Origin of the sequence: uncultured Cardiobacterium sp. (assembly GCF_938028825.1) — a bacterium.
Taxonomy (GTDB): Bacteria; Pseudomonadota; Gammaproteobacteria; order Cardiobacteriales; family Cardiobacteriaceae; genus Cardiobacterium.
In genome coordinates, this window is sequence record NZ_CALIZP010000007.1 from 17,772 (window position 1) to 33,078 (window position 15,307).

General features: G+C 60.5%; 12 protein-coding genes and 2 pseudogenes. 6 read left to right on the plus strand and 8 right to left on the minus strand.

Annotated elements, in window-relative coordinates; all coding sequences use genetic code 11:
• Positions 1-24: 24 nt before the first annotated feature.
• On the minus strand, positions 25-1,614 hold the full coding sequence (locus tag Q0562_RS00305) for a peptide ABC transporter substrate-binding protein (RefSeq protein ID WP_298639640.1): 1,590 nt from the start codon (positions 1,612-1,614) through the stop codon (positions 25-27).
• Between the two features lie 142 nt (positions 1,615-1,756).
• On the opposite strand from Q0562_RS00305, the gene oppB reads away from it, so the two are divergent.
• From oppB to Q0562_RS00320, 3 genes are read left to right on the plus strand one after another with little or no spacing between them, the layout of a single operon-like run.
• Positions 1,757-2,719 (plus strand): oligopeptide ABC transporter permease OppB, encoded by a 963-nt coding sequence (gene oppB / locus Q0562_RS00310; RefSeq protein ID WP_298639643.1) that lies wholly within the window; start codon positions 1,757-1,759, stop codon positions 2,717-2,719.
• Positions 2,716-3,606 (plus strand): ABC transporter permease subunit, encoded by an 891-nt coding sequence (locus Q0562_RS00315; protein ID WP_298639645.1) that lies wholly within the window; start codon positions 2,716-2,718, stop codon positions 3,604-3,606. The genes oppB and Q0562_RS00315 overlap by 4 nt, the downstream gene beginning before the upstream one ends.
• A gap of 5 nt (positions 3,607-3,611) precedes the next feature.
• Positions 3,612-5,225, plus strand: coding sequence for an ABC transporter ATP-binding protein (locus tag Q0562_RS00320; protein WP_298639648.1), 1,614 nt, complete (start codon positions 3,612-3,614; stop codon positions 5,223-5,225).
• 64 nt (positions 5,226-5,289) lie between these two features.
• Here the strand turns inward: Q0562_RS00320 and glnD are convergent, their stop codons facing one another.
• The 3 genes from glnD to map are packed head-to-tail and all read right to left on the minus strand — an operon-like array spanning position 5,290 to position 9,152.
• Complete coding sequence (gene glnD, locus Q0562_RS00325; protein WP_298639651.1) at positions 5,290-7,872, minus strand: [protein-PII] uridylyltransferase; 2,583 nt, start codon at positions 7,870-7,872, stop codon at positions 5,290-5,292.
• Positions 7,848-8,330: a hypothetical protein gene (locus tag Q0562_RS00330; RefSeq protein WP_298639653.1), complete on the minus strand. Its 483-nt coding sequence runs from the start codon at positions 8,328-8,330 to the stop codon at positions 7,848-7,850. The genes glnD and Q0562_RS00330 overlap by 25 nt, the downstream gene beginning before the upstream one ends.
• Before the next feature lie 3 nt (positions 8,331-8,333).
• Positions 8,334-9,152: a type I methionyl aminopeptidase gene (gene map, locus Q0562_RS00335; RefSeq protein ID WP_298639655.1), complete on the minus strand. Its 819-nt coding sequence runs from the start codon at positions 9,150-9,152 to the stop codon at positions 8,334-8,336.
• 155 nt (positions 9,153-9,307) lie between these two features.
• Here map and rpsB point away from each other — a divergent pair, with 155 nt between their 5' ends.
• From rpsB to Q0562_RS00350, 3 genes and pseudogenes are all read left to right on the plus strand, one after another.
• Positions 9,308-10,093 carry a 30S ribosomal protein S2 gene (gene rpsB, locus Q0562_RS00340; RefSeq protein WP_298639656.1) on the plus strand — a complete coding sequence of 262 codons (786 nt, stop codon included), beginning with the start codon at positions 9,308-9,310 and terminating at the stop codon, positions 10,091-10,093.
• A 75-nt stretch (positions 10,094-10,168) separates the two neighbouring features.
• The gene (tsf, locus tag Q0562_RS00345; RefSeq protein ID WP_298639658.1) at positions 10,169-11,053 is read left to right on the plus strand and encodes a translation elongation factor Ts; all 885 of its coding nucleotides are present in this window, start codon (positions 10,169-10,171) and stop codon (positions 11,051-11,053) included.
• Positions 11,002-11,598 (plus strand): annotated as a pseudogene (locus tag Q0562_RS00350) (AAA domain-containing protein); the annotation flags it as partial. The gene tsf and the pseudogene Q0562_RS00350, both read left to right, overlap by 52 nt.
• Before the next feature lie 149 nt (positions 11,599-11,747).
• Here Q0562_RS00350 and Q0562_RS00355 read toward each other — a convergent pair.
• The 4 genes and pseudogenes from Q0562_RS00355 to Q0562_RS00370 form a co-directional block, all read right to left on the minus strand.
• Positions 11,748-13,220 carry a hypothetical protein gene (locus Q0562_RS00355; RefSeq protein ID WP_298639661.1) on the minus strand — a complete coding sequence of 491 codons (1,473 nt, stop codon included), beginning with the start codon at positions 13,218-13,220 and terminating at the stop codon, positions 11,748-11,750.
• 81 nt (positions 13,221-13,301) lie between these two features.
• On the minus strand, positions 13,302-14,780 hold the full coding sequence (locus Q0562_RS00360; RefSeq protein ID WP_298639664.1) for a hypothetical protein: 1,479 nt from the start codon (positions 14,778-14,780) through the stop codon (positions 13,302-13,304).
• Between the two features lie 81 nt (positions 14,781-14,861).
• Positions 14,862-15,017 carry a hypothetical protein gene (locus tag Q0562_RS00365; protein WP_298639665.1) on the minus strand — a complete coding sequence of 52 codons (156 nt, stop codon included), beginning with the start codon at positions 15,015-15,017 and terminating at the stop codon, positions 14,862-14,864.
• Positions 14,989-15,096: pseudogene (locus Q0562_RS00370) on the minus strand (transposase); the annotation flags it as partial. The gene Q0562_RS00365 and the pseudogene Q0562_RS00370, both read right to left, overlap by 29 nt.
• Positions 15,097-15,307 lie beyond the last annotated feature (211 nt).

The window sequence follows — 15,307 nt, forward strand, 5'->3', positions numbered from 1 at the left end:
TCCGGCAGGCACGGGGTGGGTGGGTCATTTTTCGATGCTGAGGTGTTTGCTGGGGTTTTCGTCCAGGATGTTGGCGCTGTAGCCTTTGACGTAAGGCTTGACCAGGCGCTTGGTGACATAACTGTAAATGGGCGCCACTGCGTAGCTGTCGATAAGTTCCTGTTCGGCTTCCTTGAGCAGTGCGGCGCGTTTTGCCGGATCTTGTTCGTGCGCTGCCTGTTGCAGCAGTTCGTCGTACTTGGCGCTGTTATAGCCGGGGTCATTCATGCCGGCTTTGGCGGTGAAGAGTTCGAGAAAGCTGTTGGGGTCGTTGTAGTCACCTATCCAGCCGGAGCGGAAGGCTTCGGTGCTGGCTTTTTCCTGGCGGGTGGCGAGGAAGACTTTCCATTCCTGGTTGACGAGTCGGGTTTCGACGCCGAGGACTTTTTTCCACATGGCAGCAGTGGCGATGGCGATTTTTTTGTGACCTTCGCTGGTGTTGTAGAGGAGTTCGACTTTGAGCGGCTTGTCTTTGCCGTAGCCGGCTTCGGCGTAGAGTTGCCGCGCTTTTTCTTCGCGTTCTTTTTGGCTGAGATCCGCGTAGGCGGGGCGGTAGTTGTCGTAGCCCGCGATACCAGGCGGCACGATGCCGTACACGGGTTTTTCGCCGGTACCGGTGATTTTTCCGGTGATGATGTCGCGGTCTATGGCAAGCGTGAGTGCTTCGCGCAGTTTGGGGTTGTCCTTGAAGGGGGGGCGGGTGAGGTTGTAACCGAAGAAGTAGGTGCCGAGGTAGGGACCGATTTTGAGTTCGTCTTGGAGGTTCTCACGCAGCCATTTGATTTGGTCGAGCGGAATGACGAAGGTGAGGTCGAGCTCGCCCGCACGGTAGCGTTTGAGTTCGGTATTTTGGTCTTCGGTCGGGTAGTAGATAACCTGGTCGATTTTGACGTTGTTTTTGTCCCAATAGGTATCGGATTTGGCAAGCGTCATTTGTGCGTTCGGCTGCCAGTTTTTCAGGATATAGGCACCGTTGGTCACAATGTTTTCCGTGCGTGTCCAGTTTTTGCCGTGTTTTTCAACGATGTGTTTCGGCACGGGGTAGGTAGTGGGGTGCGAGAGCAATTCGAGGAAATAGGGGGTGCCTGCTTCAAGTTCGATTTGCAGGGTATGCTCGTCAAGGGCTTTGATGCCAAGTTGATCGAAGTCGCTGCTTTGACCTTCAGTCAGCGCTCGCGCGTTTTTGACGGGGTAGAGCAGGAAGCTGTATTTGCTGCCGGTGGCAGGGTTCACGTCGCGCTGCCAGGCGTAAACGAAGTCGTGCGCGGTGAGCGGCGTGCCGTCAGACCATTTGGCGTCGCGCAGGTGGAAGGTGTAGGTTTTGCCGTCTGCCGAGATGTCCCATTTTTCGGCAATGCCGGGGATGAGGTTGATGTCGCGGTCACGGGCAAGCAGGCCTTCAAAGAGATCACGCATGATGTTGGCTTCTGCGGTACCTTCGCTGGTTTGCGGGTCGATGCCTTTGGGCTCAACGCCGTTACCGCGCCGCAGGATGGTGTCGGCAGCCGCTGTTTGTATAGCGCAGTTTATCGCTATGGACAGCGCCATTAGTAGCGTTTTTTTACTATTTTTCATAGCTTTTCTCCTGTATTTTGCTGTTGCTTGGGTTTTTTAACCTACCATATTTATTTGCTATGGTTTATTATCAGTCAAGAGAAATATGAGGTTTTTTGTTAAATCTATGTTTTTCTAATATTTTTTCATGAGGAGGATTGTTATGTTCCGTTACATTCTGCGCCGTCTCCTGGTGGCCATCCCCACCTTGCTGGTGATTGTGTCGCTGGCGTTTTTTCTGGTCCGCGCCGCGCCGGGCGGGCCGTTTGATTCCGACCGCAAGCTGCCGCCGGAGATCGAGGCGAATCTGAACAAGGTGTATCACCTCAATGAGCCGCTTTATCAGCAGTATTTCCGCTATATGGGCAATGCGCTGCGCGGCGATTTCGGCCCGTCTTTCCAGTACGCCGACCGCACGGTGAACGAGATCATCCGCGATAATTTCCTGGTGTCGTTCCAGGTCGGGGTGTCGGCAATCGTGCTGGCGGTATTAGTCGGCTCGTTCCTCGGTATTTGTGCGGCGGTGCGGCAGAACACCCGTGCCGATTACGGCATCATGGGTTTTGCCACCATCGGCATCACCATTCCGAACTTCGTTATCGCGCCGCTGCTGGTGCTGTGGATTGCAGTACTGCTGCGTGGCTGGATGCAGGCGCACGGCTGGAATACGGACTGGCTGCCGCGCGCCGGCGGCTGGGGGGAATACGGCATCACGCAGGTGATGCTGCCGGTGCTGTGCCTCGCCCTGCCGCAGATTGCCTATATTTCCCGCCTGATGCGCGGTTCGATGATCGAGGTGCTGCATTCGAATCATGTCCGCACCGCCCGCGCCAAGGGGCTGTCGGAGCGGCAGGTCATCTTGCGCCACTGCCTGAAACCGGCGCTGCTGCCGGTAGTGAGTTATCTCGGCCCGGCGTGTGCGGCGGTGATGACGGGTTCGGTGGTCATCGAGCAGATTTTCGGCATTCCCGGTATTGGGCGCAATTTCGTCCAGGGCGCGATTAACCGCGATTACACCCTCGTCCTCGGCGTGGTCGTCTTCTACGGCGCGCTGATCATGCTGTTCAACCTGCTGGTTGACCTCGCCTACGCCTTCCTTGATCCCAAAGTGAGACTGCAATCATGAGCCAAATCACCGCATCCAAACCCGCCGCGCCGAAAGGGCAAAGCCTGTGGTATCTCGCCCGCCGCCGCCTGTTGCGCAACAAGGCCGCCGTAACTTCCCTCATCATCCTGATCCTGCTCACGGTGTGCGCCTTCGCCGCGCCGCATCTGCGCCCCTTCGATATCGAAGAAGTGTTTTGGGACGATTTCAGCGCCCCGCCGTCGCTCGGCTGGAAGGAAGGCCACTGGTTCGGCACCGACGGCAACGGCCGCGACCTCTTCGTGCGCACCATGTTCGGCATCCGCATTTCGCTTCTGGTCGGCCTGTGCGCCACTGCCGTCAGCCTTGTCATCGGCGTCGTCTATGGCGCGGTATCGGGTTACATCGGCGGCCGCACCGACAACGTGATGATGCGCGTGGTGGATGTGCTTTACGCCATGCCCTTCATGTTCTTCGTCATTCTGCTGATGACCTTCTTCGGCAAGAACATCTACCTGATGTTCGCCGCCATCGGCGCGATTGAATGGCTGACCATGGCGCGCATCGTGCGCGGTCAGGCGATGAGCCTGCGCCACAAGGAATTTATCGTCGCCGCCGAAGCGCTCGGCGTCTCCACCGGCAGTATCATCAAGCGGCACATCGTGCCGAACACGCTCGGCACCGTTATCGTCTATGTAACCCTCACCATCCCTGCCGTCATCCTCACCGAGAGTTTCCTGAGCTTCCTCGGCCTCGGCGTGCAGGAACCGATGACCAGCCTCGGTGTCCTGATTTCCGAAGGCGCGAAACAGATGGAAACCGCGCCGTGGATGCTCTATTTCCCGGCGGCCATCCTTGCCGTCATGCTCTTCTGCTTCAACTTTATCGGCGACGGCCTGCGCGACGCCCTCGACCCCAAAGACCGGTGATGCCCATGAACAACAACACAACCCCGCTCCTGCACGTGCAGAACCTCAATGTCCACTTCCGCCTGCACGACGACACCGTCCACGCCGTGCGCGGCGTCAGCTTCGACCTCAACAAAGGCGAAACCCTGGCGCTGGTCGGCGAATCCGGCTCCGGCAAATCCGTGACCGCGATGAGCATCACCCGTCTGCACCCGCCACACATCACCCAATACGGCAAAGATGCGCGCATCGAATTCGACGGCATCTCCATCCTGGACGCGGACGAAAAAAAACTGCGCCAACTGCGCGGTGACCGTATCGGCCTCATCTTTCAAGAACCGATGACCTCGCTGAACCCCTACATGCGCATCGGCGCACAACTCAGCGAAGCGATCAACGCCCACTACCCCGAGACCTCCGCCGCCGACAACTACGACCGTTGCAAAAGCCTGCTTGAACGCGTCGGCATCAGTGAAGCCGAACGCCGCCTCAAACAATACCCGCATGAATTCTCCGGCGGACAGTTGCAGCGCATCATGATTGCCATGGCGCTCATCAACAGCCCCGACCTGCTCATCGCCGACGAACCGACCACCGCGCTGGATGTCACTATCCAGGCGGAAATCCTTGACCTCCTGCACGACCTGCAACGGCAGATGGGCATGGCCATCATCTTCATCACCCACGACCTTGGCCTCGCCCACCACTACGCCGAAAAAGTCTGCGTGATGCGCCTCGGCCAAATCGTCGAACAGGGCAGCATCAAGCAGGTCTTCGCCACGCCGCAGCACGCCTACACCATCGAACTCATCAATGCCAAGCCGGAAGGCATGAAAACCCCGGTCGCGGCAGATGCGCCGCTGCTGCTTTCCGCCAAAAACGTCCACGTCGAATTCATCACCGAACGCAGCTTCTTCGGCAAACCGCGCAAAACCTTCCACGCGGTGAAAGGCATTGATCTCGACCTGCACCGGGGGCAGACCATCGGCATCGTCGGTGAATCCGGCTCCGGCAAAAGCACCTTCGGCAAAGCGCTCCTGCACATGCTGCCGTACCGGGGCGACATCCGTTTTGAAACGCATGACCTCGGCAGCGTCGGCGGCAAAGACCTGCAAAAACTCAAGGCGGACATGCAAATCGTCTTCCAGGATCCCTACGGATCCCTCTCGCCACGTCTGACCATCGGCGAAATCATCGGCGAAGGCCTGCTCGTGCATCAGCCGCAGCTCGGCAGCAAACAGCGCGAAGACAAAGTGGCGGCCATGCTGGAAGAAGTGTCGCTGTCGCCAGCGATGATCAACCGCTACCCGCACGAATTTTCCGGCGGCCAGCGGCAGCGCATCGCCATCGCCCGCGCCGTCATCCTCGAACCCAAATTCATCCTCCTCGACGAACCGACCTCGGCACTGGACCGCTCCATCCAGGTGAAAGTCGTCGAGCTGCTGCGCGACCTGCAACAAAAATACCGCCTCTCCTACGTCTTCATCAGCCACGACCTCTCGGTGGTGCGGGCGATGAGCGACGACGTGCTGGTGATGAAACAGGGCGAAGTGGTCGAACGCGGCAGCGCCGAACAAATCTTCAACGCCCCGCAAACTGCCTACACGCAGCGGCTGATCGCGGCGGCATTCGATTTGTAGCGGCAGCGGCGGCAAGCCCGCCCTCTTCGCACAGGCGGCAAGCAGCCGCCCGCACGGCGGCGGGTTATTGCAGCGCCCGCATGAGGTCTTGTTGCAGGGCGGCGATGGCGGCGAGGTCGGTCAGCGGGCGGTGCTCGCTGTCGGTGAGGTGGAAGGTGTCTTCGACTTTTTCGCCGTAGGTGCCGATTTTGGCGTGGCTGATGTGGATATGGTGCGCGAGCAGGATGCGGCTGATGTGCGAGAGCAGGCCGTGCCGGTCTTTGCAGGTGAGTTCGAGGGTGGTGCGCGCGTGGTCGGGGTCGTGGGTGATGTTGACGCGGGCGGGCACGGTCATGTGGCGGTAGGCGGGTTTAGGCAGGCGTGCACCGAGTGGCGGCGGCGGGCGGTCATCGGCGATGCAGGCTTCGAGGTCGGCGGCAAGACCGGGCGCGGGCGGCGGTTCGTCGTCCAGGGTGTATTGCTGGATGGTGAGGCGGTGGTCAAGGGTGCTGTACAGCCGTGCTTCGTGGATGTTGTGGTTGTGTTTTTCGAGGTAGTGGGTCACGCGCGCGAAGAGGATGTCCGCCGGGTGCGGGCTGCTGATGATGAGGCGCGGCGGGTGGTCAGCACTCAGGCTGACGGCGTGGGCGTCGCCTCGCGCGAGCAGGTGTTCGGTTTTAGCGGCGATGTGTTCGGCGCTTTCGCCGAGGTAGTGGGCGTCGGGCAGGTTGGCCCAGAGGGTGTCGATGGCGGTGGGGTCGGTGTCGGGGAGGAGGCTTTTGGCGCGTTCGCGTTCGGCGCGGTTGTGGGCGTGCAGGCTGTGTTCTTGGTGTTCGAGCAGGTGGCGGGTCTGGCGGTAGAGGTTGTGGATGAGGCTGGCGCGCCAGTTGTTCCAGAGGGTGCGGTTGGTGGCGCGGATGTCGGCGATGGTGAGGAGGTAGAGGTAGTCAAGGTAGTCGCGCTGCGGGAAGCGGGCGGCGTATTCGGCGATGGTGGCGGGGTCGGCGAGGTCTTTTTTTTGCGCGGTGTGGCTGTGGTCAAGGTGGTGTTTGACGAGGAAGGTGAGGAGGTCGCGTTCGGCGGGGCTGATGGCGTCGTTTTCGCGGGCGTAGAGGTCGGCGATTTGCGCGCCGATGTCGCTGTGGTCGCCGTCGTAACCTTTGCCGATGTCGTGGAAGAGGGCGGCGAGGTAGAGGATGGCGGGGTGTTTGAGGCTGTGCAGGATTTCGGCGGCTTCGGGGTAGGCGGGGTCGGGGCGGACGAGTTGGTCAAGGGTGTCGATGAGGTTGAGGGTGTGCTGGTCCACGGTGTGCTGGTGGAAGAGGTCGTATTGCATGCGGCCGGTGATGTAGGCGAAGGCGGGGATGTAGCGGTAGAGCAGGCCGTATTGGTGGAGGCGTTTGAGTTGGGGATACACGTTGCCGGGTTGGGCGAGCAGGGCGAGGAAGCGGCGGCGGTCTTCGGCGTCGCGGCGGGTGGCGATGTCGGTGAGGCGGTGGCGCGAGCGGCGGATTTGCCGGACGAGGTCGGGGTGCAGGTCGCGGATGGTGGGGTTTTGTTGCAGGTAGTGGAAGATGTCCCACAGTTGGTGCGGTTTGTGGTCGAGGTTTTCGGGGTGGCGCAGGATGAGTTTGTTGTTTTTGGCGGCGTAGTCGGCGGTGAGCGGAATGGCGGGCTGCGGCGGCTGGTGATCGGCTTCGATGAGGCTGACGACGCGCTGGTTGATGCGGCGGATGCGCATGGTGTGGCGGTAGTAGTGCTGCATGAGCTGTTCGATGGCCGGATAGTTGCGCTGGTCGCGGTAGGCGAAGGTCGCCGCGAGGTGTTGTTGTTGGCCGAAATCGAGGGTGTTTTTGTGGTGCGCGCCGTGGTTGCTGTGCAGGGCGAAGCGGATGCGCCAGAGGGCGTCGCGGCTTTCGTCAAGGGCGGCGGCTTCGTTGGCGGTGAGCAGGTTTTTATTGATGAGAGTGGTGTAGCTGTGGTCGTGGTAACAGTAGGCGCTGAGCCAGCGAATCATGTGCAGGTCGCGCAGGCCGCCGCTGCCGTTTTTGAGGTCGGGTTCGAGTTGGCCGTGCTGTTCTTCTTTGTGGTCGCGCGCGCGTTGTTCTTGTTGTTTGGCACGGATATAGGCGGTGCGGGCGATGAGCGGCGGGCGGGCGGGATCGATGGGGTGCGGCGCGCCGGCAAGCTGGCGGTTTTCGAGCAGGGCGGTGAGCAGGTCGGTGTCGGCGCTGGCGGCGGCGTTGAGGTCGCGGTCGTGGTGGACGTGCTGGGCGATGTCGAGGCCGAGTTGCCAGAGGCGGGCAATGCAGGTTTCGATTTGCGCGTGGTCGGCGGCGCTGCTGTCATCCGGCGCGAGGATGAGGATGTCGGTGTCGGAGGCGGGGAAGTGCTCGCCCCGGCCGTAGCCGCCGATGGCGTAGAGGCGGATGGCGGGGTTGGTGATGGTGTGCCGGTAGAGGGCGGTGAGGATGCGGTCGATTTGCGCGGTGTAGTGGGCGATGAGGCGGTGCACATCGTAGTCGCGGCCGGTGATGTGCGCGGCGAGGGCGGTTCGCAGGCCGCGCAGGTAGTCGCGCGCACGGCGGGCTTCGGCCTCGGGCGGAACGGGCGGCTCCGCAGGCTGCCAGTTGGGCGGCAGGGTCAGGGTTTGTCGGGGGGTAGCCATTGTTGCAGGCGGCGGAAGGCGGCGTTGATGGCGGGGTGGGTGAGCCAGTGCGCGTCGTCGGGGGCTTCGCCGCTGATGTTGAGGTCGGCCTGGGTCATGTACTGGTCGGCGCAGGCGGCGGCCTCAAAGCGGTGGTCGCTCGCCGGGTCGTGGATGTTGTACCAGTGTTCGAGGGCGTTGTGGAAGGCGAGGATGCTGCCGTCCGGGACGCCGCCTTCTTCGGCCAGCGCGTTCAGGGCGTCGCCGATGTGGGCGGGGCGCCAGTTGCCTTCGCTGATTTCGTCGTAAAGGGCGCGCAGATGCGGGCGCAGGTAGGGGTCTGCCGTGGCAAAGGTCGGGTCAGGCAGGGCGGCGGCCAGCGCGCGGGCAACGCGGCGGGCGAAGGTGGCGCTTTGTTGGCGGGTGTAGCGGGCAAGACGCGCGTTGAGATAGGCGGTGTAGTCGTCGTAGGTCTGCATGGTTCAGGGGGCGGGAGGCGGAACGGTGCCGGTGGGGCTGATGCCGCGCGCGCGTTCGGCGGCGCTGAGGGTGAAGATTTCGTAGCCGTCGGCGGTGACGGCCAGGGTGTGTTCCCATTGCGCGGACAGCGAGCGGTCGCGGGTGACGACGGTCCAGCCGTCGTTCAGGATTTTCAGGTCGCGTTTGCCGGCGTTAATCATCGGCTCGATGGTGAAGGTCATGCCCGCTTCGAGGACGACGCCCTTACCCGGCTGGCCGTAGTGCAGAACTTGCGGGTCTTCGTGGAAACCGCGCCCGATGCCGTGCCCGCAGAATTCGCGCACGACGCTGAAGCGCTCGTTTTCGGCGAATTGCTGGATGGTGTGGCCGATGTCGCCGAGGGTCGCGCCGGGGCGAACGCAGCGGATGCCGCGCCACATGGCTTCGTAGGTGGTGTCCACCAGGCGGCGCGCGAGGATGCCCGCCTTGCCGACGAGGAAGGTGCGGTTGGTGTCGCCGTGCCAGCCGTCCTTGATGACGGTCACGTCAATGTTGACGATGTCGCCGTTTTTCAGGATTTTGTCGGCAGACGGAATGCCGTGGCAGATGACGTGGTTGACCGAGATGCAGGTGGAGGCGGGAAAGGGCGGGCTGCCGTAATGAAGGCAGGCGGGGATGGTGTGCTGCTCGTTCACCATATAATCGTGGCAGCGGCGATCCAGCTCGGCGGTGGTGACGCCGGGGACGATGTAAGGTTCGATCATGTCGAGCACATCGGCGGCAAGGCGTCCCGCGACGCGCATTTTTGCTAAATCCGCATCGCTTTTCAGGGAGATAGTCATGAATTTTTTTCTGTTTGGTAATCAAAGGCGGCTATGGTATAAAGCGCGCGCCTTTCTGGCAACTAAAACACACAAACGCGAAAGATGATGCCCCGGGTGCCTCACGGTTGGGGTGATCACGCGTTTGGAGGCCTAACCCTGTAATGGAGAATTTTATGAGTAAAGTCAGTATGCGCGAGCTGTTTGAGGCAGGCGCGCACTTTGGACACCGCACCCGCTTCTGGAACCCGAAAATGGCGCCGTACATCTACGGCAAACGCGGCGACATCCACATCATCAACCTCGAAAAAACCGTGCCGATGCTCAACGACGCGCTGAACTTCGTCGGCACCGTGGTCGCCAGCGGCGGCACCGTGATGTTCGTCGGCACCAAACGCAGCGCCTCTGAAGCCGTCGGCAGCGCTGCCGCCCGCTGCGGCATGCCGTATGTCAACTTCCGCTGGCTCGGCGGGATGATGACCAACTTCAAAACCATCCGCCAGTCCATCAACCGCCTCGAAGCCATCGAGCGCATGGGCGAAGACGGCACCTTCCAGAAACTGGTGAAAAAAGAAGTCATCATGCTTGGCCGCGAACGCGACAAACTCGCCCGCTCCCTCACCGGCATCCGCCACATGCGCCGCCTGCCGGATGTCCTCTTCGTCATCGACGTGGGCCATGAACACATCGCCATCCAGGAAGCGAAAAAGCTCGGCATCCCGGTTGTCGGCGTCGTCGATACCAACAACCAGCTCGAAGGCGTCGATTACATCATTCCGGGCAACGACGACTCCGTGCGTGCCATCAACCTTTACGTCAACGCCGTCGCCGACGCCGTCCAGGAAGCCAAAGTAGCCGCTGCCACCGGCGGTGGCGAAAACGCCGAAAAAGCGCTGGAAGAAGCCGTCATCGTCGCCGAAGAAGAAGTCGTCATCGTCGCGGAAGCCCCGGCTGCCGAATAAAGCGCCATTTTTTCCCAACCCAATCAAACGACAGGCTGCGGCATGACCGCAGCCGTCCCTGTTTCAGGAGTACCCATGTCAGAAATATCCGCCAAACTAGTCAAAGAACTGCGCGAACGCACCGGCGCAGGCATGATGGAATGCAAAAAAGCCCTCGTTGAAATGAAGGGCGACATCGAAGCCGCCATCGAACACATGCGCAAAACCGGCCTCGCCAAAGCCGACAAAAAAGCCGGCCGCGTCGCCGCCGAAGGCGTGCTGGTCGTCTCCGCCGCTGATGACAACAAACACGTCACCCTGCTCGAAGCCAACTGCGAAACCGACTTTGTCGCCATGGGCGACGAATTCCGCAGCTTCGCCGCACGCCTCGCCGACATCGCCCGCAGCCAAAACCTCGCCGATGTGGACGCGCTGAATGCCGCCGAATTTGCCCCCGGCGTTACCGCCGACGAACGCCGCCGCGAACTCGTCGCCAAAATCGGCGAAAACATGAACATCCGCCGCTTCGAAACCTACAACGCCGGTAACGGTGTGGTCGGTTCCTACCTGCACGGCAAAAAAATCGGTGTACTGGTGGAAATCAGCACCAGCGACATCGAACTCGCCAAAGACATCGCCATGCACGTCGCCGCCAGCAACCCGCTTGCCCTTGATGCTGCTTCGTTGGCGCCGGAATTCATCGCCAAAGAGCGCGAAATCGCTCAGGCCAAAGCCGAGCAAAGCGGCAAACCGGCCAACATCATCGAGAAAATGGTCGAAGGCGCGATGAAAAAACTCTTCGGTGAAGTGACCCTGAAAGGGCAAAGCTTCGTCAAAAACGGCGACATCACCATCGAACAACTGCTGAAAGAAAAAGGCGCGGAAGTCGTGCGCTTCACCCGCTACGAACTGGGCGAAGGCATCGAGAAAGAAGAATCCGACTTCGTCGCCGAAGTCATGGCACAGGCCAAAGGCAGCTAGGCCGTCCTGCCGCCCGCAAAACCGCCGCTTGCCGGCGGTTTTTTTGTGCCACTGCCGCCAACTGCCGGAAAAAGATGAGCTCGCTATCGGTTGCGCAATACCTGAAGCCCGGACATTTCCAATTCGACATTGTCATCATGGACGAAGCCTCGCAAATCCTGCCCGAAGACGCCATTGGCGCGATTGCCCGCAGCGCACACCACAACGGTTCGGCGGTAATCGTCGGCGACCCGAAACAACTGCCGCCGACCCGGTTTTTCCAGAAGATGGTGGATGGCAATGACGGAGACGACGGCGACGACGGCACCGTTGCCGTGCAGGAAATGGAAAGTATCCTGGACGCGGTCATACCGGACGCAACCTTCCAAACCCGCCGCCTGATCTGGCACTACCGCTCGCGCCACGAATTCCTCATCGCCTTCTCCAACCATCATTTCTACGACGCGAAACTGATTCCATTCCCTTCGCCGGTACAAATCTTGAGCCGAGCTCGGCATCCGCTACAAAAAACTGACGGCTGCTTCAACGAACGCCCGCAGCCATGATTTCATCCTTTCCGCCTCCGGCCACCTTCTCCTGCAAGCGGGAAAAAGGTTCTTTCTTCATGCAACCGGCTTCATTACGGGGTTTTTCATTTTTTGTCGTGCATGAAGGCCGTGTACGAAGGGTTTTCGTTTGGCAATCGGGATTGGCGTCAGGCTGCCCCGCCGTTTTTTTGTTGCAGGAGTTCGATGGTGCGGCGGATTTGTGTCGCTTTTTCGTGCTCGGGATAGCGTGCGAGCAGTTGTTGCAGCAGTTGCAGCGCTTTGCCGGTCTCGCCTTTTTTGGCAAGTGCCCGTGCGGCAAGGAAGTAGTTGTCCACTATATCCGCCGAGTCGGGGTTGTGCCTGGCGAAATTGCGGGTGAGGGCCAGCACGGTGTCGTAGTGTTGCCGGCCCGCCGCCGCCTGCGCCAGCGGCAGTATCCAGGCAGCAGGCAGTGTGCCTTCGGCAAGGGCGTCCAGGGTGGCATGAATGATGGGGTAGCTGTGCGGGTTGCCGCCTGCGGTTGCTTCGATCAGGCGGTATTCCATCTGTTCGAGTTCTTGCTGACGCTTTTGCCGGCGGTAGAGGTGGTGCAGGCGTTTGCAGGCGGGCAGGTAGCGGTTGATGTCGTGCGTGCTGTCGGCATAGGGGGCGAGTACGGTTTCGGCTTCGTCTTCTTTGCCTTGCAGCAGCAGGCGGTCGGCGTGCATCAGGTCGGCGGCGAAGCTGCGCTGTTCTTCGGCGCTCATGTGTTCGGTGTCGGCTTCGCGCAGCAGGGTGAGATCCACCGGCGGTTGGCGGCGTTGCCGTTGCGCGATTTTTTCTTCTTCGGCTTTGAGCCGCGCCAGTTGTTGCAGCATGTCGTCATCCATGCTGATGTTTTGCGCCAGTTCGTGGTCGTCAATGTCGATGGCGTCGGGATCGAGGGTTTCTTCCGGCGGCGGGTAGTACCAGGCGAAGTAGAACCACGGCAGGCTGAGGCAGATGGTGCGCACCAGGCCGCGCAGGATGACGTTCGTGTAGTAGCCGCCGCTGCCGATGGTCTCCGTGCCCGGTATGAGCAGGGCGATGGCGGTGTAGGTGGCGGAGAGGACGAGGGCGATACCGAAGGGGAGGAGGATGGCGATGAGATAGCGGCTGCCGCCGATGTCGTCGATGCTGCGTTTCCAGACGGCGGGATGGAAGACGGCGCGCAGATCTTCGCCGTTGAAGAGGCCGAGGATGATGGCGGGGGTGATGAGGTAGATGAGGAAGATGCCGCTGTACAGGATGAGGGGGCGGCTGTCTTCGTCAGGTGTGATGAGGTAGAGGAAGTAGATGAGCGCGCCATAGACGGTCATGCCGCCGAGGTAGCGGGCGGCGATGCCGCGCGGCAGGACGGAGACGGTATCCATCGGCACGGGTTCGTTTTCCATGCCGAGGGTGATGCGCTTCATGCTGTCCAGCATTTTGCAGGCAAAGAGCACCAGCAGCACGTACATGATGCTTTGCAGGAGGATGCTGATGTCCTTGATGGCGGGATCACGCAGCAGTTGCGCGGTAATCAGCACGGCAGCCAGCGCTCCGCAATAGATGAGGTTGCCTTTTTGCAGCAGGTAGTTGAGGGTGCGTTTGAGGTAGCCAGTGGCGGTATCGCTTTGCATGGGTTTTCCTGGGTAATTCCTTTTAGGTGTTCACATCCGGCGCATGATACGCCGCACGGTGGGACGGGTGAAAGGGGCGGCTCATGTTTTCCCGCCGGTTTGTTCGAGTGCGTAGCGGATATGCGCTGCTTTGGGGTGTTCGGGGTAGCGGGCAAGCAGTTGTTTGAGGAGTGCCGCAGCCTTGTCCGGCGCCCCGGTTTTGGCGAGCGCGCGGGCGGCATGATAGTAGTTTTCCACGAGGTGCGGGTGGTCGGGGTGGTTTTTGGCGAAGTGGCGGGTGAGGTTGATGACGCTGCGGTGTTGCTGCGCTTTGGCGGCAAGCTGCACCAGCGGCAGGATGTGGTTGACGGGGATGTCCGCCGGGTCAATCGTGGCGAGGTCGGCGGCAATCAGGCGGTAGCTTTTGCCATCGCCTCGCGCAGCAGCTTCTATGAGGCGGGCGCGCAGGGCGGGTTGCGGATCGAGCGGGTAAAGGCGGGCGTAAGCGGGGTAATAAGCAGCGATGTCGTGCCGTGCGGTCGTCCAGGCGGCGAGGATGGGGATGGCTTTATCGGGCGCACCGGTGCGGATATAGTCATCAGCCTCCGCCAGGGCGCGGGCGAAATCTTGCTGCGTCTCCATGTCCATGTTGCCGGTGTCGGCGTCCCGGAGCAGGCTGAGGTCGGTGGGCGGCAGGCGTTTGTTTGGCGCGGGAACACTGTCTTGCGCGGCAGGCGGCGTCATCCCTGCCGCACTCAGAGTGGCGAGGATGGCGCTGTCGTCCAAGTCGTCTTCCATCTCGCTGATTGGGATACGGGGGTAGAAAAAAGCGTAGTAGTTATCTTTGAAAGACCAGATGAAGCCGATCGCCGCCAACGGAATGGCGCAAAGCAGGTGGATAAAGAAAGGGCTGCCGTCACTGATGCCGAGCGCACGGGTCAGGCGAAGCAGGAATTTGTGCATGGTCGGGCTGGTGATGATTTCCCGCAGAATAAAGAAGGCGATACCGCTGGCGACTGAGGCGATAAGAAGCATGATGATGTAGCGCCCGATGCCGATTTCGCCGATAGCCGCCATGATGCGGCCGGGGCTGATAACGGAAGTCGCGGTTCGATGATTGAGGAAACTCAGGGTCATGGCAGGAGCAAGGATGACGAAGGCAAGGACTGTCGCCACTTGCCCAATAAGCGCGATGTAGAAGAAACGGCCGATAAAATCCAGAAACTTGACGACGAGGAGAAGCAGGATGATGCCCCCAAGATAGCGTTCCGGGGCGGAATTGGTGCTGTTTGGAGAAACAGGAACGGGGCTGTTTTCCAGTCCGGCGCGAATGCGGGCCGCGTTGTCCATGTTTTTGCACACGCTCATCAGCAGGATACCCAGCAGGAGGAGGAGGGGAAGAAACGGCGGTTGCGGCGCAGAGAAGGGGTCGCTGCCCCTCATCGCTTTGAGCATGGCGACGCATACAGGGCTGGCAACGGTGGCGAGAATCAGAATGTAGATAAGGTTGCCCCGCTTGCAAGTATAAAAAAGGCTGGCGAACAAGGCACCGAAGGGATCGATGGGTTGACGTTGATTCATAAAGCATTCTCCGCTGGTGATTGGTTTTTATTGGCGTGCGTAATCAGCTTTTTTATGCAATTTTCATGCCCACCGCTTCGACTATTCAAAAGCGTGGGCGAAGGCGGCGACGCGCAGTTCGGCTTGCAGGTAGCCGGTTTCGCTGATGTCTGCGTTGAGGGCGGTTTTTTGTTCATGCGCGGCGGCTGTGTATGTTCCAGCGGCGCTAACGCCGGAATACGCTGTTCCATTTGCCAAATTCCTTGGGTAAATCCCGCCACGAGCTGCCGGTGCGCACTATCCACAGCACGGCTTCTATAAACATACGGTTATCGGCGATTGGTCCGCAGTCGTTAGCCTTGCCTTGTACACAGAGGCTCAATTCTAGGGGCTGTTGACACTCAACGTTGCGGCGGCTTTTCGGCCAAAATCCGGCAGCTGCTGCGTTAAAAATGCTCACAAGGTGCCCAGCCTTACTGCGCTTTTTGCCTTGCATCTGCCGTTTCTGCCGCAAAAATCCGCTGCGCAAGTCGAATGTCAACAGCCCC